The sequence below is a fragment of the Lacisediminihabitans sp. genome (genome assembly GCF_036404185.1).
Classification (GTDB): Bacteria; Actinomycetota; Actinomycetes; order Actinomycetales; family Microbacteriaceae; genus Lacisediminihabitans.
Genome location: NZ_DASWPB010000174.1, coordinates 34,565 through 55,326 on the forward strand (window position 1 = coordinate 34,565; position 20,762 = coordinate 55,326).

Annotated in this window: 18 protein-coding genes and 1 tRNA gene; all 19 read right to left on the reverse strand. The window is 68.4% G+C overall.

The annotated features are described in order from the left end of the window. Positions 1-256: 256 nt before the first annotated feature. The 19 genes from VGC18_RS12825 to otsA all read right to left on the reverse strand — a co-directional run bounded on the left by VGC18_RS12825 (position 257) and on the right by otsA (position 20,665). Complete coding sequence (locus VGC18_RS12825) at positions 257-1,180, reverse strand: hypothetical protein (protein WP_331097979.1); 924 nt, start codon at positions 1,178-1,180, stop codon at positions 257-259. Positions 1,181-1,805: 625 nt separating this feature from the next. Next, positions 1,806-2,699, reverse strand: a complete 894-nt coding sequence (locus VGC18_RS12830; protein ID WP_331097981.1) for a nucleotidyl transferase AbiEii/AbiGii toxin family protein — start codon at positions 2,697-2,699, stop codon at positions 1,806-1,808. Further along, a complete protein-coding gene (locus VGC18_RS12835) occupies positions 2,696-3,274 on the reverse strand; it encodes a type IV toxin-antitoxin system AbiEi family antitoxin domain-containing protein (RefSeq protein WP_331097983.1) in 579 nt (192 codons plus the stop codon). The genes VGC18_RS12830 and VGC18_RS12835 overlap by 4 nt, the downstream gene beginning before the upstream one ends. A 62-nt stretch (positions 3,275-3,336) precedes the next feature. Continuing rightward, entirely contained in the window at positions 3,337-4,542 is a 1,206-nt protein-coding gene (locus tag VGC18_RS12840; protein ID WP_331097985.1) for a tyrosine-type recombinase/integrase, read from the reverse strand. After that, entirely contained in the window at positions 4,535-4,726 is a 192-nt protein-coding gene (locus tag VGC18_RS12845; protein WP_331097987.1) for a helix-turn-helix domain-containing protein, read from the reverse strand. The genes VGC18_RS12840 and VGC18_RS12845 overlap by 8 nt, the downstream gene beginning before the upstream one ends. Positions 4,727-4,913: 187 nt before the next feature. Then, positions 4,914-4,985 (reverse strand) — tRNA-Gln (locus VGC18_RS12850). Between the two features lie 120 nt (positions 4,986-5,105). Continuing rightward, positions 5,106-6,635 (reverse strand): glutamate--tRNA ligase, encoded by a 1,530-nt coding sequence (gltX, locus tag VGC18_RS12855; RefSeq protein ID WP_331097989.1) that lies wholly within the window; start codon positions 6,633-6,635, stop codon positions 5,106-5,108. Positions 6,636-6,682: 47 nt separating this feature from the next. Continuing rightward, positions 6,683-7,171, reverse strand: coding sequence for a hypothetical protein (locus tag VGC18_RS12860; protein WP_331097991.1), 489 nt, complete (start codon positions 7,169-7,171; stop codon positions 6,683-6,685). A 9-nt stretch (positions 7,172-7,180) separates the two neighbouring features. Next, a complete protein-coding gene (locus VGC18_RS12865) occupies positions 7,181-7,966 on the reverse strand; it encodes a fumarylacetoacetate hydrolase family protein (protein ID WP_331097993.1) in 786 nt (261 codons plus the stop codon). Positions 7,967-7,970: 4 nt separating this feature from the next. After that, positions 7,971-9,080: a branched-chain amino acid aminotransferase gene (locus VGC18_RS12870; RefSeq protein WP_331097995.1), complete on the reverse strand. Its 1,110-nt coding sequence runs from the start codon at positions 9,078-9,080 to the stop codon at positions 7,971-7,973. Between the two features lie 88 nt (positions 9,081-9,168). Further along, positions 9,169-10,218: a 3-isopropylmalate dehydrogenase gene (locus VGC18_RS12875; protein WP_331097997.1), complete on the reverse strand. Its 1,050-nt coding sequence runs from the start codon at positions 10,216-10,218 to the stop codon at positions 9,169-9,171. A 129-nt stretch (positions 10,219-10,347) separates the two neighbouring features. Continuing rightward, positions 10,348-11,187 carry a PhzF family phenazine biosynthesis protein gene (locus VGC18_RS12880; protein ID WP_331097999.1) on the reverse strand — a complete coding sequence of 280 codons (840 nt, stop codon included), beginning with the start codon at positions 11,185-11,187 and terminating at the stop codon, positions 10,348-10,350. A 9-nt stretch (positions 11,188-11,196) separates the two neighbouring features. Beyond that, the gene (serA, locus tag VGC18_RS12885; RefSeq protein ID WP_331098001.1) at positions 11,197-12,792 is read right to left on the reverse strand and encodes a phosphoglycerate dehydrogenase; all 1,596 of its coding nucleotides are present in this window, start codon (positions 12,790-12,792) and stop codon (positions 11,197-11,199) included. Between the two features lie 266 nt (positions 12,793-13,058). Beyond that, on the reverse strand, positions 13,059-14,087 hold the full coding sequence (gene ilvC, locus VGC18_RS12890; RefSeq protein WP_331098003.1) for a ketol-acid reductoisomerase: 1,029 nt from the start codon (positions 14,085-14,087) through the stop codon (positions 13,059-13,061). A 109-nt stretch (positions 14,088-14,196) separates the two neighbouring features. Further along, a complete protein-coding gene (ilvN, locus tag VGC18_RS12895) occupies positions 14,197-14,706 on the reverse strand; it encodes an acetolactate synthase small subunit (protein ID WP_331098005.1) in 510 nt (169 codons plus the stop codon). Positions 14,707-14,709: 3 nt separating this feature from the next. Further along, the gene (locus VGC18_RS12900) at positions 14,710-16,530 is read right to left on the reverse strand and encodes an acetolactate synthase large subunit (RefSeq protein ID WP_331098007.1); all 1,821 of its coding nucleotides are present in this window, start codon (positions 16,528-16,530) and stop codon (positions 14,710-14,712) included. Between the two features lie 52 nt (positions 16,531-16,582). Continuing rightward, on the reverse strand, positions 16,583-18,277 hold the full coding sequence (ilvD, locus tag VGC18_RS12905; protein WP_331098009.1) for a dihydroxy-acid dehydratase: 1,695 nt from the start codon (positions 18,275-18,277) through the stop codon (positions 16,583-16,585). A gap of 55 nt (positions 18,278-18,332) precedes the next feature. Further along, entirely contained in the window at positions 18,333-19,136 is an 804-nt protein-coding gene (gene otsB / locus VGC18_RS12910) for a trehalose-phosphatase (protein ID WP_331098010.1), read from the reverse strand. Beyond that, entirely contained in the window at positions 19,133-20,665 is a 1,533-nt protein-coding gene (otsA, locus tag VGC18_RS12915) for an alpha,alpha-trehalose-phosphate synthase (UDP-forming) (RefSeq protein WP_331098012.1), read from the reverse strand. Before otsA ends, otsB begins: the two co-directional genes overlap by 4 nt. Between the last annotated feature and the right edge of the window lie 97 nt (positions 20,666-20,762).

A 20,762-nucleotide genomic window follows, 5' to 3' on the forward strand; every position in this document is an offset into this window, starting at 1 on the left:
GCAGACGCGTACTCGGATTGAATGAAATAACGCTGCGTTGCCGGAAGGTCAAGAGCGGCGTACCTCGACCCACAAGGAGCTTCAAGGACTGTTTCGACGCGTCCCATCAAGCCCCAGCGGTCCTCGGTCGGGCACAACGAGATCCCGGCCGCACTCTCGTTGATTGAGACGTCCAGACGCTAAACGGCTATTGAAAAGTCGAACCTTGAGCTCTAAACGATCGGAGCCCAAGGTAACTTTCCTCACCACAGGACTTCTACCGGGGCTCTCGATCTCGATAGAACTGGACGCCGCTCATCGCCTCGGCGAGGACGAACGTGGTCACGCGCTCCTCGGCCGAGTCGAACAACTCATTCCACGCGCGCATCGCTGCTTCCAGAGCATCGAGTGCCCGCCCGGCCTCGGCGATGAGAAGACGGTGGTCGTCAGGTTGAAGCGTTTCACCCTGATACACGGTGAGCACGCTGAATCTCTCGCCGTCGGCCTCGGCCTCAATCCACGGGCTGGCAGGTTCTACTCCACCGGCAACCGACTGCGGGCGCCAACGGTGGAAGTCAGTGTTTCGGCGCTCAACGAGTCTGGTCCATCGGTCGTCCTCCACGAGCGTCCGCAGAAGTCCGACGATCTCTCGGACTTCATCCCTGTGATGGTCGACGGCCTGCTCCAGCCCAGTCACGGATCCCGCGTTGAAAGCCAGCCAGTGGTCGGTCTTCTCATCGAAAGGAGGGAACCCCTTGCTCGCTTTGAATCGCTGCGTGAGCACCGCTCGGCTACGGTTATCGAACGCGAGCAAGCGCGCAGTCACGTTGACCAGCCCATGGGCTGCGGCCAAGGCATAGTAGCTGGCGATCTCGGCGAGCGCGCGTGCAGGAGGACGAACCTCGTTATCGGAGTGAACGCTGCTGAGCCATGCGCATGCGTCGCGGTAAGCAGCACCCGCTAGACCGAGTTGCTCCCCCGCCGAAGCGATGCGACCGTAGAGCACATAGGCGCGGTTGGGCTGAACTCGAAGGCTAATCGCGCGCATCTCCTGAAACGTCGCCTGCTCGCCACGGACTTGCCAAGCGAGCGCCGTCTGAATGACGCGCTGATCGAACGCACTGTAGTCCTCGACCCGGCCAGAGAACAGCGTGGGCACGATGATCCCAATGGGAGCCCCAACGGAGTCTGCGTCTGTCATAGGGCGAGGCTATATCGGGATCGTTATCCTCGATCTGCAAGAGGCGTGGTAGCTCAGGAAGGTCCTCGCGGCGAAATTCTTGAAGCTCCGACCGCGGCAAGAGGCTCGTCACGGATTCGCTCTATGCCGCACCGCCGGCATTCGCCCGATTCGACAGGCTGGCCGGTACAGCGCGTGCACCTTGGCTGATGAACTACCGATGACCTTGAAGCACAGCTGAAGGAGACATGACACCACCGAGCTTTCGCGCGACACGCGCGGAGTCGACATAGATCTCACGGTGCCGCCACCGTGGCGGGGCCGTCCATGCCTAGGGCGGGGCAACCGCCGACGGCGGTGCCACGGTGGCCCCACCGGCCCTCTTACGGTGGTGCCAACTTGGCACCACCGCCATTTCCAGAGAAATGGACGATCTTCGCGATGAGGAACGCCCCACGCTCGCCCCGGCCTCAGCGCCAACTACTTCGACACAATAGGCACGCGCTCGTTCGTCTCGCAATAGCACGCCTCCGGAATCTCCCGATCTCTCAGCAGCCATTCACCTCCGATCTCGCCGCAATGAGGGCTCACGTACTCACAGCTTGACAGGCACGCGCGCTGAGAGGGGTGAAGCGCTCAACTAGTGCTACCGCCACTCCCTCGCTTCCGGATCCCAGCGTACGGAGCCCGCGCCGCCCAGCGCCGGATCGGCGAACGCCGTGCACTCCGCGAGAAGCTCCTCGAACTGCTCGGGCGTCGAGTCGATCAACCACTGATTTTTCCGCCAGGTCGCCCACTTGCGCTGGGCTAGGACTGGCATCCCCGCAAGCAAAGGCGCGAGCGGTTCGAGCGTGACACCGCGGTAAGCAGCGACGCTATTGAGCGCCTCGCGCAGGTCACGGGCGGCTATCTGACGCGTCCGGGTGATCGCGGCGATGTCAACGAAGTCACGCCATCGGGTGTTCTGCTCGCCACGATCGATCGCCGTCACGATCTTCTCTGCGAGCACCATATGGTCGGGATAGCCGCGCAGTCGGAGCACGCCGCCGAGCAGCAGCGGGAGCTCGGCTTCGGTGGGCGCCGGCCAGATCGGATCGCCGAAGTTCACGTCAACGTGCAGAGCGATGACTGCCGAGACCAGTCGTGCGACCACGCGGACGCGCACACCGCTGTAGGCAGCGTCCTCCCGGATCTCCGCAGCCGACACCGATTCAAGGTCGAAGGAGAGCCCGTCCTCCACTGGGTTCGCCAGCACATCGCGGATCCGCCGCTCGACCTCGGCGACCTCGTTGGCGAAACCGAGGGCGGCGAGATCGATGTCGCGAGTCGGACGACGAACGGCGAAGGCGGCCATGAGCACGCCGCCCTTGAGCACGAAGTCTTCCGCGTTCGGTGAGGCCGCGAGACGGGTGAGGAAGCCTTCCAACGCGTAGAGCGTGAAGTACTCGGACGGCTCCCGGCCATGGCGCTTCGCAAGGTTGCGAAGGTCGTTGTAGGCGCGGCCTTCCGGAGTGTCTCGCCTCGGCGCAGGCGGCGTCACAGGAGCACCTCCAACGCCACCCGCAACCGGGGCGATGCCTTCGGGAATGAGCGCGCCATCTTCAGCAGAGCTGCCGGAGAGTTCCCGCGGCGCCGCAGCCAGCGCCGCAGCGCCTCGTGGGCCACGTCGCTGCCTTCCTGGTGCATGAGGCGGAACGCGTCGATGATCGTCCGCTCCGCCGAATAGATCGACACCTTGATTCCTTCTCCTGCGTCGATCTGCTCGCGGCCGATGTCGAAGGTCGCGGCATCGAAGCTGTGCCAGCTCGCGTGCGCGAAGCCCGCCGGGTGACGGGTCCCCCGAGGCAGTGCGATGTCCGTGGCGAAGGGGATGGCGTCGCTCAGCTCGTGGTGCACGAGCGCGCTCGTCAGACACAGCGTTGCGGCGGCGTTCACAGCCGTTGCGGCCGCAATCGTGGCGAACGCAGGGTCGACCGCGATCGGGCGCACGAATGCGCCGCGGCCCACGCGCTCGATCTCACCCCGTTCGAGCAGCTCGTAGATCTGGTCCTTGCGCAGGCCAGTCGCACGCGCATCATCGAGAGTGAATGCGGGTGCGAGCTCAATCGTTGCCACGACTCCTCCTAACTGATGACAGATCAATGCTACCTGTATGCGGATAGGAAGACAATGCGTGCTCAGCATCCCAGCACCGCGTCGAGGATGTCGACGGTGATCGGGTCGACCTGTTCGGCGGAGACGACGTAGCTGGCGCGGGTGATCTGCTCGTTCGCGTGGCCGAGCAGGCGTGAGGCGAGCGTGATGCCCGCGGCCTGCTCGACGAGGGTTGCAACCGTACGGCGGTAAATGTGCGTGGAGTAGCGATCCGGGTCGACGCCGATTGCGGTGAGCGCGCCGCGGTTGTCGTCAACGAAGGAGCGCAACAGTCGTTCGTAGTTGCTCACGCTCATCGGCGACCCGGTCGCGGTTGGGAACAGCAGCGCCTCGGCGCCACGATCCGCCAGCGCAAGCCGGCGTCGCACAGCGGCAGCGGCCATGCTCGGCAGGGCGATCCTGCGCCGCTGCCGGGTGCGCTTCGGCGCGTTCTTGCGTCGCACGCCCAGCTCGCGGGTCTGCGTGATCGTGCCGTCAATGAGCAGCGTCGGCGGGTTCGTGGTCATGTCGACGTCGCAGCGGCGCAAGCCGATGCACTCCCCGACGCGGGCGGAGGTGCCGAGCATGATGTCCATGCCGTCGATGAGCGCGCGATAGTTCGGGCGCGGGCCCATGCCGCTGTCCTCGCGCCAGCGCTCCATCAACTCGCGGATACCCGCGATCTGCGGCGGTGTGAGCACCGTTGTCTTCTTCTCGGGCAACGGCAGGCGTTGCACGTCGCGCACCGGATTGAACGGGATCGCGTCGTCGCGCACCGCGTAGCCGCACACGAGCCCGAGCACCGAGCGGATGCGGCGGGCAGCGGAGAGGGACTGCTCCAGGAAGGCGGCCTGGATGATCCGGTCGCAGCGCCCGACGGTCAGCGCACCGAGGGTGATGCCGCCGCAACGGGGCACGAGCAGCAGCCGTGCGGTCTGCTCATAGGACTCGTAGGTGGAGAAGCTGAGCGCCCCAGCCTGGGCGCGCACCCGCACTTGGGCAAGCCAGGCTGCACAGGCGTCAGCGACGGTGTCGAATGCGGTCAGCCCGATGTACCCCGAACTGCTCAGGGCTGTGGCGCGGCGGGTGATCTCTGCGCACGCTTCGTCCTCGGTGTCCGCGACGACACGCAGCTGGTGCAGTTCGCCGGCGTCGTCTCGGGTGCGCGCTCGTGCTCGCCAGGTGCCGTTTGCCAGACGGGTGAGCTGGATGTCGCCGAGCTCGCCGGCGGCGATGCGGCGCCTAGCCATGTCGTCGCTCCCGCACCCAGGCGAGCAGCTCAGCCTGCTCGTAGCGGACGTGATGGCCGAGCTTCACGTAAGGCGGCCCCTGCCGGGTCTGCCGCCAGTCCTCCAGCGTGCGCTCCGGCAGGCGCAGCGCCTCAGCGACCTCGCGCTGGGTGAGGAAGACGGGGAGAGCAGGCGTCGGCTCCATGACGGGCAGGTGCGCCCGTGCTCCCCCGCATGCGCCCGCAATCTGCCGTGGTTTCGACGCGCTTCGCTCGCTCAACCAGCGGGTTCGAGCCAATCTGGTCACCAAAGCGGTCACCTGAGCCGAAACGGCCTCTCCGAGAGGAGTTCGGAGCTGCCTGCTTAGAGGCGGAAACTCAACGATCTCAGTGCTGGGGTACCTGGACTCGAACCAAGAACAACTGAACCAGAATCAGCCGTGTTGCCAATTACACCATACCCCATCGGCCTTGGCCGACGGCCGGGATGCTGCCCGGCACGCACCGCAGCGGAGGCGGCACGAGCGTCAACTTTACCGCACGGCGCAGTGGCGTTCAAAACGCGGTGGCCTCAGAGGGGCCCGATCAGGATGCCAGCTGCTCGACCAGCCGACGCAGGCGCGCGAGGGTCTCGGCCTTGCCGAGGATCTCCATCGACTCGAACAACGGCGGGGAGACACGACGACCGCTCACGGCAACCCGGAGCGGCGCGAACGCGACCCGCGGCTTGAGACCCAGCACCTCGATCAACGAAACCCGCAGGGTCACCTCGATGCCCTCGTGCTCCCAGAGGTGTTCGGCGAGACGATCGAGCGCGGCGATCGAGCCCTCGAGCGCCGGCACCGCGTTCTCCGGCAGCCCGGCCAGCGCGTCCTCCTCGTATCGGAGGGCCGCGGCATCGGTGAAGAGGAAGCCGAGCATGCCCGGGGTCTCGCCGAGCAGCTGCACGCGCTCCTGCACGAGCGGGGCGGCCGCGTCGAGCACGGCACGCTGGCGGTCGGTGAGCGGCTCGGTGAGGATGCCGGCCGCGACGAGGTAGGGGATCGTACGCCGCGCAAAGTCGGCCGTGTCGAGCATCCTGATGTGGTCGGCGTTGATGGACTCGGCCTTCTTCAGGTCGAATCGCGCCGGGTTGGGGTTCACGTCGACGACGTCGAACCTCTCCACCATCTCGTCGAGGGTGAAGACGTCGCGGTCGTGCGAGTACCCCCATCCGAGCAGGGCGAGATAGTTGTCGAGCCCCTCGGGGATGAAGCCGCGGTCGCGGTGATGGAAGAGGTTCGACTCGGGCGAGCGCTTCGACAGCTTCTTGTTCCCCTCGCCCAGCACGGTGGGGAGGTGCGCGAACTGCGGGATGAAGTCGGTGATCCCGACATCGATGAGCGCACGGTAGAGCGCGATCTGCCGCGGCGTGGACGGCAGCAGGTCCTCGCCGCGCAACACGTGCGTGATCCGCATCAGGGCGTCATCGACCGGGTTGACGAAGGTGTAGAGCGGCCGTCCGTTGGGGCGCACGACGACGAAGTCGCTGAACGATCCGGCCGGGAACGTGATCGGACCGCGCACGAGATCGTGGAATCCGAGCTCCGTGTCGGGCACCCGAAGTCGGAGGGCGGGGCGGCGTCCCTCGGCGCGGAAGGCCTCGCGCTGCTCATCGGTCTGGTCGCGATCCCCGTTGTCATACCCGTGCTGCCGCGGTCGCCCCGCGGCCACGTTGCGCGCCTCGATCTCCTCCGGGGTCGAATAGCTCTCGTAGACGTGGCCGGCGTCGATGAGCCGGTCGAGCACGGCCGCATACACCTCACTGCGCTCCGACTGCCGATAGGGGCCGTCCGGGCCCCCCGTGACGACGCCCTCGTCCCAGTCCAGGTTCAGCCACCTCAGAGCCTCCAGGATCTGCTCGTAGCTCTCCTCGCTGTCTCGCGCGACATCCGTGTCCTCGATGCGGAAGACGAGCTTGCCCCCGGTGTGCCGGGCATACGCCCAGTTGAACAGTGCCGTGCGGATCAGTCCCACGTGTGGTGTGCCGGTGGGCGAAGGGCAGAAGCGCACGCGCACCTGGGATCCGGTGGCGGAGCTGAACGGATACGCGGCCGGTGCTGGGGTCTCGGACATCGCCTCGATTCTACGGGGACCGAAGGCCGCCGATCGGTCCGCTCCCCCTAGCGCTGGATCTCCACCAGGAGCACCCAGGCGTTCAGCATCGACGTCACGAACACCAGGACCATGGCGGCGGCGACCAGGAACAGTCCGGCCGAGGACCCGGCGATCACGACCACTCCCCCGGCCAGCGCCAGCGCGACCGGGATGACCCCGATCGCGACGCGCGACACTCGCGTGGCGACGCCCGCCGCATAGGTGCGGTCGGTGATCACGCGGTGGGACATCAGCAGCACCGGCAGGAGTGCGATCGCGCTGGCGAGGACGATCTCGAGCCCGAGCACGACATCGGTCTGATGCGGCATCAGGCCCAGGATCGCCAGCACCAGGATGAGCACCATCGAGCTCACCGTCGCGCCGGCACGAGAGGGAAGCGTGCGCGAGGCGATGATCTCCTTGATCGTGACGCTCATCGCCACGATGATCAGACCCGCGAGCGCCGCCGCAGCGCCGGCCACCGCGACGAAGAAGTCGCCCCAGCCCTCCGCCATGCCGGAAGTCTAGGGTGCGCTCGTCTCCTTCGCCCGCACCGGGTTCGAGAGCGTTCCGATGCCGCTGATCGTCACGTCGACGCGGTCGCCCGCCGCCAGAGGGCCGACGCCCGCCGGGGTGCCCGTCATGATCACGTCGCCTGGCAGCAGCGTCCACACGCCGGCCGCGTACGCCACCAGCTCCGGGATGCCGTGGATCAGGTCCGCCGTCCGGCCCGTCTGCCGCGGCTCGCCGTTCACCTTCGTCTCGATGGTCGCGGATGCCACGTCGAAGTCCGTCTCGATCACCGGGCCGAGCGGGCAGAACGTGTCGAACCCCTTGCCGCGCGCCCACTGGCCGTCCGCGCGCTGCAGGTCGCGGGCGGTGACGTCGTTGCCGGCCGTGTAGCCGAAGACGTAATCCAACGCGTTCCGCGCGCTGACGTCCTTCGCGATGCGGCCTATCACGACGACGAGCTCGCCCTCGTGCTCCACGCGCTGCGACTGCGGCGGCAGCACGATCGCATCGTCGGGGCCGATGACCGACGTGTTCGGCTTGAGGAACATCAGCGGGGACTCCGGAGCCTCCGATCCCATCTCCTCCGCGTGCTCCCGGTAGTTGCGCCCGATGCCGACGACCTTCGACCGAGGCAGCACGGGCGCCAGCAGCGTCGCGTCCGACAGCGCGATCCGCTCCCCCGTGGTGTCGTAGCCGGCGTACTTCGGATCACCGGCGAGCACGACCCACTCACGTTCGTCCTCGTCGAGGATCCCGAACGACAGCGCTCCCCCGTGCCGAAAACGTGCGATCTTCACGGGTTCAGGCGTCCAGTCGCGTGAGCCAGCCGTGCCTGTCCTCCGCACGCCCGTACTGGATGTCGGTGAGCTCGCGACGCAGCGACATCGTGAGCTCGCCGGCCGGGGCGTCGGCGGATCCGATGGTGAAGTCCCGCGCCTTCAGCTGTGCGATCGGGGTCACCACCGCCGCGGTGCCGCAGGCGAACACCTCGGTGATGTCGCCGGATGCCTCGCCCGCCTTCCACTCGTCGATGGACACCGGACGCTGCTCCACCCGGTGACCGCGATCGCGGGCCAGCTGCAGGATCGAGTCGAGCGTGATGCCCTCGAGGATCGAGGCGGACGCGGGCGTCACCAGGGTGCCGTCGCGGTAGACGAGCACCACGTTCATCCCGCCGAGCTCCTCGAGGAACTTCCCCTCGACCGAGTCCAGGAACAGCACCTGGGCGCAGCCGTGCTCGTGTGCCTCGGCCTGCGGCAGGAGGCTCGCCGCGTAGTTGCCGCCGGTCTTCGCCGAGCCGGTGCCCCCGACACCCGCGCGGGAGTACGCGTCCGACAGCCAGATCGACACGGGCGCGATGCCACCCGTGAAGTACGGACCCGCCGGGCTCGCGATGACGTAGAACGCGACCTTGTCCGCCGGCCGAACGCCGAGGAAAGCCTCCTTGGCGAACATGAACGGGCGGATGTAGAGACTCGTCTCGGGCGCGGAGGGCACCCAGTCGCCGTCCAGCTCGATGAGCCGACGCAGCGACTCGATGAAGTACTCGGTGGGAAGCTCGGGCAACGCCAGCCGATGCGCGGAGCGCTGCATGCGGCGGGCGTTGGCCTCCGGGCGGAACGTCCAGATCGATCCGTCCGCGTGGCGATACGCCTTCAGCCCCTCGAAGACCTCCTGCGCGTAGTGCAGCACGGCCGCGGCCGGCTCGAGCTGGATCGGCCCGTAGGGGCTGACCCGCGGCCGATGCCAGCCGCCACGGACCGACCAGCAGATGTCGACCATGTGGTCGGTGAAGTACTGGCCGAACCCCGGATCGGCCAGGATCCTCTCCCGCTCCGCCGGGCTGCGCGGTGCCGGGTTGGGCGTGACCTGCCAGGTGAGCGGCGTGATGTCCGTGAGCGGGATGGTCATCGATGTTCCCCTAATCAAGGTCGGACGACGCGATGCGTGGCGCGTCGAGAACAGGTTACGTCAGCGGGCCGCTCGTCCTCGCGGCGATTCAGCCCGCCAGCCGAGCGGCGATCGCGTCGCCGATCTCGGCCGTGCGGCGCGGACCCGACCGCTCGGCGAGGTCCGCCGCGACGGCTGCGCGCACACGTGACGCGGCGTCCGCGAAGCCGAGATGATCCAGCATCAGCGCGACGGAGAGGATCGCGGCGGACGGATCCGCCTTGCCCTGGCCGGCGATGTCCGGTGCCGAGCCGTGCACGGGCTCGAACATGCTCGGGAACGCGCCCTCCGGGTTGATGTTGCCGGATGCCGCGAGACCGATGCCGCCGCTGATCGCGGCCGCGAGATCGGTCAGGATGTCGCCGAAGAGGTTGTCCGTGACGATGACATCGAATCTAGCAGGATCGGTCACGAGGAAGATCGTCGCCGCGTCCACGTGCAGATAGTCGACGACGACATCCGGATGCTCGGCCGCCGCCTCGTCCACGATCCGCTTCCACAGACCGCCGGCGTTGACCAGAACGTTCGTCTTGTGCACGAGGGTGAGCCTCCCGCGCCGTCTCCGCGCCTGCTCGAACGCGTAGCGCACCACCCGCTCGACCCCGAATGCGGTGTTCACCGACAGCTCGTTCGCGATCTCGTGCGGTGTGCCGACGCGGATCGCCCCGCCGTTGCCGACGTAGGGCCCCTCCGTGCCCTCGCGCACGACGACGAAGTCGACGTGGCCAGGATCGGCGAGCGGGCTGACGACCCCGGGCAGGATGGCGGTCGGACGCAGGTTGACGTAGTGGTCGAGCGCGAACCTCAGCTTCAGCAGCAGTCCGCGCTCGATGTTCGCCCCGGCGAGCCTCGGGTCGCCCGGTGTTCCGCCGACCGCGCCGAGCAGGATGGCGTCGTGCCGGGCGATCGCTGCGAGGTCGTCGTCGGTCAGCACGTCACCGGTCGCCAGGTATCGTGCTGCGCCGAGCTCGAAGCGGGTCTTCTCGAAGACGACCTCCGCGGGGTCGGCGACGGCGTCGAGCACCTTGAGCGCCTCCGTCACCACCTCCGGACCGATGCCGTCGCCCGGGATGACGGCGAGCCTGACCTGACGGGACATGGAACTCCTTCTCGACATGCGACCGACGCCGCGCACGGGCGATCCGGTTGGGATACCAGCCTACGGCCGCCGCGGACCCCGGCGATCGCACCGCGACCGAGACGCGGCCGTCGAGTGCCGCTCGGCGACTCAGAGGGCCGCGAGCCCGTCGACCACCGTTCGCGTGCTGCCGCCGATCCAGTAGCGGTCGCCGATGCGCTCCACGTGCACCCGCCCGACACGACCCAGCACGGTGCCCTGGGACGCGACGTAGCGGTCGGGCGCGAAGCCTGAGCCGATCAACCACATCGCGATGCCCGCGTTGAGGCTCCCGGTCACCGGGTCCTCGGGGATCCCGAGGCCAGGGACGAAGCCCCGCACCTCGAGATCGGCGTCGGAGTCTGGCGGCAGGGGCGCGACGACGCCGACGTCCATGCCGCGCATCGCGGCGAAGTCGGGACGCAACGCGAGCACCTCGTCGGCCGAGCGCAGGAGCACCGCCAGCCATCCCGGGCCGTTGTCCACCCACTCCGCGGCGACGACGTCGCCCGGTCGGATCCCGAGCGCGGCCACGGCACGCGCGAGCGTCTCGGAATCGACGGGGCCGGAGCGGACGAGCGGCGGTGCCGCGAACGCGAGACGATCACCATCACGACGGAGCTCCACGAGACCCACGCCGCATTCCTGCACCATGGTGTCCGTGCCGCGTGGCACGCCGCCCGCGGCCAGCCAGGCGTGCGCGCTGCCCAACGTGGGGTGCCCGGCGAAGGGGAGTTCGCCACCCGGCGTGAAGATGCGCAGCCGGTAATCGGCGGCCGGGTCGGTCGGCGGCAGGAGGAAGGTGGTCTCCGACAGGTTCGTCCACCGGGCGAAGGCGGCCATCTGAGCATCCGGCATCCCCTCGGCGTCGACGACCACGGCGACCGGGTTGCCGAGCAGCGCCTGCGCGCCGAACACGTCGACCTGCGCGAACCGCCGCCTCCGGCTCATCGGATGCGCCTACGCGGCCGCGATGTCGATGGCCTGCAGCAGGTCGGCCTCGATCGCCGCGCGCACCGACTCGAGGATGCCCTCAGGCACCGGGGAGTCCACCGTGAGCACGCTCAACGCCTTGCCACCGGCGGTGGTGCGCGCCACCTGCATGCCGGCGATGTTGATGCCCGCCTCACCGAACTCCCGCCCGTAGACGGCCACGATGCCCGGCCGGTCGTCGTAGACCATGACGATGAGGTGCTGGGCGAGCGGCACCTCCACGTCGTAGCCGTTCACCCCGACGATCTTCTCGATCTGCTTGGGGCCCGTGAGCGTGCCCGAGACCGACACCTGTGAGCCGTCGGCGAGGGCGCCGCGCAGGGTGAGCACGTTGCGGTAATCCTCGCTCGTCGAGTCGGTGATGAGACGCACCTCGATGCCGCGCTGCTCGGCCAGCAGCGGGGCGTTCACATAGGACACGTTCTCGCTGACGATGTTCGTGAAGATCCCCTTGAGCGCCGCCAGCTTGAGGACGCTCACGTCGTAGTCCACGAGGTCGCCACGGATCTCCACGTCGACGCTGGTGATCGGGCTGTTCCTCGCGAGGCCGCTGAACACCTGGCCGAGCTTCTCCAGCAGCGGGATGCCCGGCCGCACGTACGGATCGATGACTCCGCCGGCCACGTTGACCGCATCCGGGACGAGCTCGCCGGAGAGGGCCAGGCGCACCGAGCGGGCTACAGAGACGCCCGCCTTCTCCTGGGCCTCGGCCGTGGACGCGCCCAGGTGCGGGGTGAGCACGACGTTCTCGAGACCCAGCAGCGGGGAGTCCAGCGGCGGCTCGGTCGAGAAGACGTCGAGGCCCGCGCCGGCGATGGTGCCTGTCGTCAGCGCCCGGAAGAGAGCGTCCTCGTCGATCAGGCCACCACGGGCGACGTTCACGATGTATGCGCTGGGCTTCATGAGCGCCAGCTGGTCATCGCCGATCATGCCGATCGTCTCAGGCGTCTTCGGCATGTGGATGGTGACGAAGTCGGCGCTCTGCAGCAGCTCGTCGAGGCTCACGAGCCGCACCCCCAGCTGCTGCGCCCTCGCCGAGGTGACGTACGGGTCGTACGCGACGATCGTGGTGCCGAAGGCCTGCAGTCGAGCCGTGATGAGCGCGCCGATGCGGCCGAGGCCGATGATGCCGATCGTCTTCTCGTACAGCTCGGTTCCGGTGAACTTCGACCTCTTCCACTCCCCGGCAGTGAGCGAGGCGTTCCCCGCGGGGATGTGCCGTGCCAGCGACAGGATGTGGCCGATGGTCAGCTCCGCAGCCGAGATGATGTTGGAGGTCGGCGCGTTCACCACCATCACCCCGGCCGCGGTGGCGGCCTTGATGTCGACGTTGTCCAGGCCGACGCCCGCCCGCGCGATCACCTTCAGCTTCGGAGCAGCGGCGATGGCCTCCTCATCGACCCTCGTCGCGGACCGGACGAGCACGGCGTCAGCGTCCGACAGCGCCTCCAGCAGCGCGGGCCGGTCGGTGCCGTCGACGGTGCGGACCTCGAAGTCCGGGCCCAGTGCCTCGACGGTGGCGGGCGAGAGTTCTTCGGCGAGCAACACGACCGGTTTCGACACGGAAGATGACCCTTCGATGGAGAGGAGAGCTCGGGAGGACGAGCACGGAAGCGGGACGAGCGCCCGCGCGCCAGGGGGCGTCGGGGCGTGATCACACACAACTGTAGTGGTCGCCGTGACCACCGCCGGTCGAGCCCACCGCCGGTCGAGCCCCCACCGCCGGTTGAGCCTGTCGAAACCGATGCCCTCGTCAGACCGGTTTCGACAAGCTCAACCGGCGAGAGTGGCCGGTTTCGACAAGCTCAACCGACGGAACGGGACCGCGATCAGCGGGCGACCTCGCCGTCGACGTAGTCGTCGTCGTTGGACGCGTTCCAGGCGAAGAGCTTGCGCAGCTCGCGCCCGGTCGACTCGATCGGGTGGTCCTCGCCCTCCTTGCGGAGCCTCAGGAACTCGGGGGCGCCTGAATCCTGATCGGCGATGAAGCGCTCGGCGAACGCGCCGGACCGGATGTCGTCGAGGATGCCCTTCATGGCCTGCCTGGTGTGATCGTCGATCACCCGCGGCCCCGACACGTAGTCGCCGTACTCGGCTGTGTCAGAGACGCTCCAGCGCATCTTCGAGATTCCACCCTCCCAGATCAGGTCCACGATGAGCTTCATCTCGTGCAGCACCTCGAAGTAGGCGATCTCCGGCTGATAGCCGGCCGCCGTCAGCGTCTCGAACCCGGCCTGGATGAGGTGCGAGACCCCGCCGCAGAGCACGGCCTGCTCGCCGAAGAGGTCGGTCTCGGTCTCCTCGGTGAACGTCGTCTTGATGCCACCGGCACGAAGACCGCCGATGCCCTTGGCGTAGCTGAGCGCGAGCGGCCACGCGTTCCCGGTGGCGTCGTTCTCCACGGCGACGATCACCGGGACTCCGCGTCCGGCGACGTACTCGCGGCGAACGGTGTGACCGGGACCCTTCGGTGCGACCATGACGACATCGACCCCGGCCGGCGCCTGGATGTAGCCGAACCGGATGTTGAAGCCGTGCCCGAACACGAGCGCCTTGCCGTCGCTGATGTTCGGGGCGATGTCGTTCGCGTAGAGGTGCCGCTGCACCTGGTCGGGCGCGAGGACGACGATGACATCGGCCCACGACGTCCCCTCGGCGGGCGTCACGACCTGGAAGCCGGCCTCCTGGGCACGCTGAGCGGACTTGGAGCCCTCCTGGAGGCCGATGCGGACCTCGACGCCGGAGTCGCGCAGGTTCTGCGCGTGCGCGTGGCCCTGCGACCCGTAGCCGACCACGAGCACCTTCTTGCCCTGGATGATCGTCAGGTCGGCGTCGTTGTCGTAGTAGATCTCAGCCATTGATGTGTCCTTCTCCTTCGTGACCGGGCCTCGAGGTCGTCCACGGGCCGGTGGGATGATCCGCTCACGCTGTGCCCCTCGACGAGCGCGAGGCGGCGTGAGCGCCGTTCTAGTTCTTGAAGACGCGATCCGAGATCGACTTCGAGCCGCGCCCGATGGCGAGCAGGCCGGACTGCGCCATCTCCTTGATGCCGTACGGTGCGAGCACGCGCAGCAACGCCTCGGTCTTGCCCGTGTCGCCGGTGACCTCGATCACCAGCGCATCGGTGGAGACGTCGACGACCCGTGCACGGAACAGGTTCACGGCCTCCAACACCTGCGACCGGGTGGTGTGGTCGACACGCACCTTGATCAGCAGGTGCTCCCGCTGCACCGACTGGTCGGGGTCGAGCTCCACGATCTTGATCACGTTGATGAGCTTGTTCAGCTGCTTGGTGACCTGCTCGAGGGGGGCATCCTCGACATCGACGACGACGGTGATGCGCGAGAGTCCCGGGACCTCGCTCACCCCCACGGCGAGCGAGGAGATGTTGAACCCGCGGCGCGAGAACAGCCCGGCCACGCGGGTGAGCAGGCCCGCCTTGTCCTCGACGAGCAGCGACAGCACGTGCGTCGACACGGCCTACTCCTCTCCCCAGGTAGGTGCGTGATCCTTCGCGTACTGCACGTTGGAGTTGCTGACCCCCTGCGGGACCATCGGCCACACCATGGCGTCTCGGCTCACGATGAAGTCGATGACGACGGGCCGGTCGTTGGTCTCCAACGCCAGCCGGATGGCGTCATCGACCTCGTCCTCCTTCGTGACGCGGATGCCCAGGGCACCATACGCCTCCGCGAGGCGCACGAAGTCCGGGATCATCGCCGTCTCGTGCCCCGTGTTCAGGTCGGTGAACGAGTGACGCCCGTCGTAGAACAGGGTCTGCCACTGGCGCACCATGCCCAGCGACGAGTTGTTGATGATCGCGACCTTGATGGGAATGTCGTTGATGGTGCAGGTGGCGAGCTCCTGATTGGTCATCTGGAAGCATCCGTCACCGTCGATCGCCCACACCACGCGATCGGGCTGAGCCACCTTGGCCCCCATCGCGGCGGGAACCGCGAAGCCCATCGTGCCGGCACCGCCGGAGTTGATGAAGGCGTTCGGGCGCTCGTACGAGATGAACTGCGCGGCCCACATCTGATGCTGGCCCACCCCCGCGACGTACACGCCCTCGGGACCCGTGAGCTCGCCGATGCGCCTGATCACCGCCTGCGGGGCGAGGAGCCCGTCGCTGGTCGGCGTGTAGCCGAGCGGGAACTGGGTGCGGAGCCCGTCGAGCTTGGCCCACCAGTCGCTGAGATCGGGCTTGCCGACCGCGGCGACCTCGTGTTCGTAGGCCGATGTCAGGTCGGCGATGACGTCCTTGGCATCGCCGACGATCGGGACATCGGCGTGCCGGATCTTGGAGATCTCGGCCGGGTCTACGTCGACGTGCACGATCTTGGCGTGCGGAGCGAACTCCGACACCTTCCCCGTGACGCGGTCGTCGAAGCGTGCGCCAAGAGACACGATGAGATCGGCGTCCTGCAGTGCGAGCACCGCGGCGACCGTGCCGTGCATGCCGGGCATGCCGAGATGCTGCCGGTCGGAGTCGGGGAACGCGCCCCTCGCCATCAGCGTGGTGACCACCGGGGCGCCGGTCGCCGCGGCCAGGACGGCCAGCTCGTCGGAAGCCTCCGCACGCACCACCCCGCCGCCCACGTAGAGCACGGGCTTGCGCGACTCCGCGAGCAGGCGCGCCGCCGCGTGCACCTGCTTACCGTGCGCCTTCGTCACCGGCCGGTATCCGGGAAGGTCGACCACCGGCGGCCACGAGAACTCGATGAGGTCCTGCTGGGCATCCTTCGTCACGTCCACCAGCACCGGCCCGGGACGACCGGTCGAGGCGATGTGATGGGCGGCCGCGATCGTGGACGGGATGTCCTCGGCACGCTTCACCAGGAAGGAGTGCTTGGTGATGGGCATGGTGATGCCGACGATGTCCGCCTCCTGGAAGGCATCCGTGCCCATCAGGGTGGAGAACACCTGGCCGGTGATGAACAGGGTCGGCACGGAGTCCATGTGCGCGTCGGCGATGGCCGTGACGAGGTTCGTGGCGCCAGGGCCGGAGGTCGCGATCGCGACCCCGACGCTGCGACCGGCCGTCGCGTAGCCCTCGGCGGCGTGACCGGCGCCCTGCTCGTGCCGAACCAGGATGTGGCGGATCGCGTCCTGCGCCATGAGCTCGTCGTAGAAGGGGATCACGGCGCCGCCGGGGATGCCGAAGACGTCCCTGACGCCGAGGTGCGCCAGCGACCGCAGGATGGCCGCCGAGCCGGTGATGAGCTCCGGCCTCTCCGAAGTGGGATCCGCCCCGGCAGCGCGCGCTGCCGAAGCCGGCACGACTCGAGGTTCCGTTGTCATGGGGGGCGACTTCCTTCGGTGCGTCGATGGAACGAGCTGACGAGCGAGACGACTACCCCGTGATCGCGCCCTCCGCGGCGGAGTGCACGAGCTTGGAGTACTTCGCGAGAACGCCACGGGTATAGCGCGGGGGAAGAGGCTTCCAGCCTTCCCGGCGGGAGGCCAGCTCGGACTCGTCGACAAGTAGGTCGAGGGAGCGAGCCGCGATATCGACCCGTATCAGATCACCATCGCGCACGAAGGCGATGGGACCGCCGTCCACCGCTTCGGGTGCTATGTGGCCGATGCACAGGCCGGTTGTGCCGCCGGAGAATCGACCGTCCGTCAATAGTAGTACATCCTTGCCGAGGCCTGCGCCCTTGATCGCCGCGGTGATCGCCAGCATCTCCCGCATGCCCGGACCGCCCTTGGGCCCCTCGTACCGGATGACGACGACGTCGCCGTGGTCGATCCTGCCCTCCGTGAGGGCGTCCATCGCCTCCCGCTCGCGCTCGAAGACCCGGGCGGGCCCCTCGAACACCGTGGCGTCGAATCCGGCGGTCTTCACCACCGCGCCGTCGGGCGCGAACGAGCCCTTGAGGATGGTGAGGCCGCCCGTGGGATGCAGCGGGTTGTCCAGCGTGTGCAGCACCTCGCCGTCGAGAGGGCCCGGGTTCAGCTCCGCGAGGTTCTCGGCCACCGTCTTGCCGGTGACGGTGATGCAGTCGCCGTGCAGCAGGCCGGCGTCGAGCAACGCCTTCATCAGCACGGGGATGCCGCCGTGCCGGTCCACGTCGTTCATGACGTACTTGCCGAACGGCTTCATGTCGGCGATGTGCGGGACCCGGTCGCCGATGCGGTTGAAGTCGTCGAGGGTGAGCTCCACCTCCGCCTCGCGGGCGATGGCCAGCAGGTGAAGCACGACGTTGGTGGAGCCGCCCAGCGCCATCGCGACCGTGATGGCGTTCTCGAACGCCTCCTTCGTGAGGATGTCGCGGGCGGTCAGCCCGCGCCGCAGCATTCCGACCACGGCCTCCCCCGAGCGGTGCGCGTAGTAGTCGCGGCGGCGGTCGGCGGACGGCGGTGCGGCGGATCCCGGGTAGCTCATCCCGAGCGCCTCGGCGACGGACGCCATGGTGTTGGCCGTGTACATGCCGCCGCACGCGCCCTCGCCCGGCGCGATGGCGCACTCGATGCGCTTGAGGTCTTCCAGGCTCATGGTGCCCGCCTTGCAGGCGCCGACGGCCTCGAAGGAGTCGATGATGGTGACGTCCTTCTGCGTTCCGTCGCTGAGCTTGACCCAGCCAGGCGCGATGGAGCCGGCGTAGAGGAACACCGAGGCCAGGTCGAGCCGCGCCGCAGCCATCAGCATGCCCGGTATCGACTTGTCGCATCCGGCGAGGAGCACCGACCCGTCGAGACGCTCGGCCATCATCACCGTCTCCACGGAGTCGCAGATGACCTCCCTCGAGACGAGCGAGAAGTGCATGCCCTCATGCCCCATCGAGATGCCGTCGGACACCGAGACGGTGCCGAACTCGAGGGGATAGCCGCCACCTGCGTGCACGCCCTCCTTGGCCGCCTGGGCGAGCCGATCGAGGGAGAGGTTGCACGGCGTGATCTCATTCCACGAGCTGGCGATGCCGATCTGCGGCTTGTCCCAGTCCTCGTCTCCCATGCCCACCGCGCGAAGCATTCCGCGACTCGTCGTCGCCTCGATCCCGTCCGTGACGACGCGGCTGCGCGGCTTCATGTCGATTTCTGGCATGAAAACGAGTCTAGGACCGCCGCGGCACCGTCGAAGACGACCGCCGGTCGCCCCGCTACCGGCCGGTCGGTCGTGCCGCCCTGAAGCGGGCGAGCACCTCGAGCGCCTCCGCGACGGCATCGGGATCGGGGACCCGGAACCTCGCCAGGCTCTGCCCCTCGCCGACCTTCACGCCGATGTCATCGGGGCCGAGCACGGCGAACGCGTCCTCGTCGGTCACGTCGTCACCGGCGTAGAACGCCCCGGTGGCCTCGACATGGTCGCGCAGGCGCCGCATGCCATCGCCCTTGGTCACGTCCCGCACGGCGAACTCGAGGATGTCCTTGCCCGCTCGTTCCAGGAACCCGCCGCCCAGCTCGGCCGCCGCAGCGCGGGCGGCGTCCTCCGCCACCCGGGCCGCCGCGGCCGGCACCCCGCGGGTGTGCAGCCCCAGCCCCACCGGCTTGCGCTCGAGGCGGGCACCCGGCACGGCGGCCACGACCCGCTGCAGCGCCGCGGCGAGCGCGTCGAGGCGGGAGCGTTCCTCGGGCGTCAGGCCGACGTCCACCGCTCCCCCGGTGAGACGCACCTCGGCTCCATGCGAGGCGATGAGCAGATCGGATTCGTCGGCCTCCGTCACGCGGATCAGCCCGGCCAGCGGACGGCCCGACACGAACGCCACCCAGGTGTCCGGCGTCCGTTCGAGCTCGCGCAGCGCCGCCCGGGCGGCGGGAAGCACCCGGGAGTCGCCCGGGTTGTCGACGAGCGGACTCACCGTGCCGTCGAAGTCCAGCGCGACGAGCAGGCGAGGGGTGTCGGCGAGGCGACGCAGGGCGTCGACGAGAGCGGCGTCGAGGCCGGTGCCGCCAGGCGACGTCACGATTCCGACGGCGCCACTGACCCCGGCACCGACGAGGCCTGCTGCGCCCGCTCGTACGCCCCATAGTCGTCGTCGGACGTCACGTGGGCGAGGGCATCCAGGAACGTGGCTGACCATCGCTGCACGTCGTACGTGAGCACGCGCTTGCGCAGCGCACGCATCCTCCTGGCGCGTTCCCGCTTGGGCATGTGGATGGCCTGCAGCATGGCGTCCTTGAGCCCCTCGATGTCGTGCGGGTTCACCAGCAGGGCCTGTTTGAGCTCGTCGGAGGCACCCGTGAACTCGCTCAGCACGAGCACGCCGTCGTTGTCGATGCGGCTGGCGACGTACTCCTTGGCGACGAGGTTCATGCCGTCGCGCAGAGCCGTGACCAGCATGACGTCGGCGGCCAGGTACAGCGCCACCATCTCCTCGCGCGGGTAGCCCTGGTGCAGGTAGCTGATCGCGGTGTGGCTGATGGTCGAGTAGTCGCCGTTGATGCGGCTCACCGTGAGCTCCACCTCGTCGCGCAGCTGCTTGTACGTCTCGACACGTTCCCGGGACGGACTCGCCACCTGCACCAGCGTGATGTCGTCCACGTCGATGGAGCGGTCACGCAGCAGCTCCCCGTAGGCCTTCAGCCGGTGTCGGATTCCCTTGGTGTAGTCGAGCCGGTCGACGCCGAGCATGATCGTCCTCGGATCGCCCAGCTCCTCACGGATCTGATGCGCCCTCGCCTGGATGTCGGGCCGGGACGCGAGCTCCTGGTAGCGCTGGGCGTCGATCGAGATGGGGAACTGCTTCGCCAGCACGGTGCGCACCCGGATGCCACGGCGGTTCGTCTTCACACGACGATGCCCAACGGCCTCGCCGTCGCGAACCGGCACGTCGATCACCGATCCCCGCGTCTCGTAGCCGAGCAGACGCCGCACGGCCCGGGCGAAGTTGCCCGCGTCCGCGAGCCGTTGGAAGCCGATCACATCGGCGCCCAGGAGTCCCTCTATCACCTGGCGGCGCCACGGCAGCTGTGCGTAGATGCCGTACGCGGGGAACGGGATGTGGTCGAAGAAGCCGATCACCAGGTCCGGCCTGGCGTCGCGCAGCATCTTCGGCACCAGCTGCAGCTGGTAGTCGTGCACCCAGATGGTGGCGCCGGGCGCGGCCTGCGCGGCGGCGGCCTCGGCGAACCGGCGGTTCACCCGCTGGTACACGTCCCACCACTGCCGGTGGAACGTGGGCGGCTGGATCACGTCGTGGTACAGCGGCCAGAGGGTGTCGTTGGAGAAGCCCTCGTAGTAGTCGGTGAGCTCGTCCTCGCTGAGCGGGACCGGCACCAGCCGCATGTCGTCGGCGTCGAAGGGCTCCAGGTCGAGGTCGGCCGCCCCGCCCCACCCCACCCAGGCGCCGTCGGAGCCCTGCACCACCGGCTCCAACGCGGTCACCAGACCGCCGGGGGACCGGGTCCAGCTCGGGTTCCCGTCGTCGTCGAGCGTCACGTCCACCGGGAGGCGGTTCGCGACGACGACCAGGTCATAACCAGCAGATGCCACTGCCCATCAGCTCCTTGGTGTCGCCCTGACCTTAACGTGACCTCCCACGGGTCGCCTCCGGATCGGACGGGGTGCGGGCCGCGCGGGTGCCCGGGTC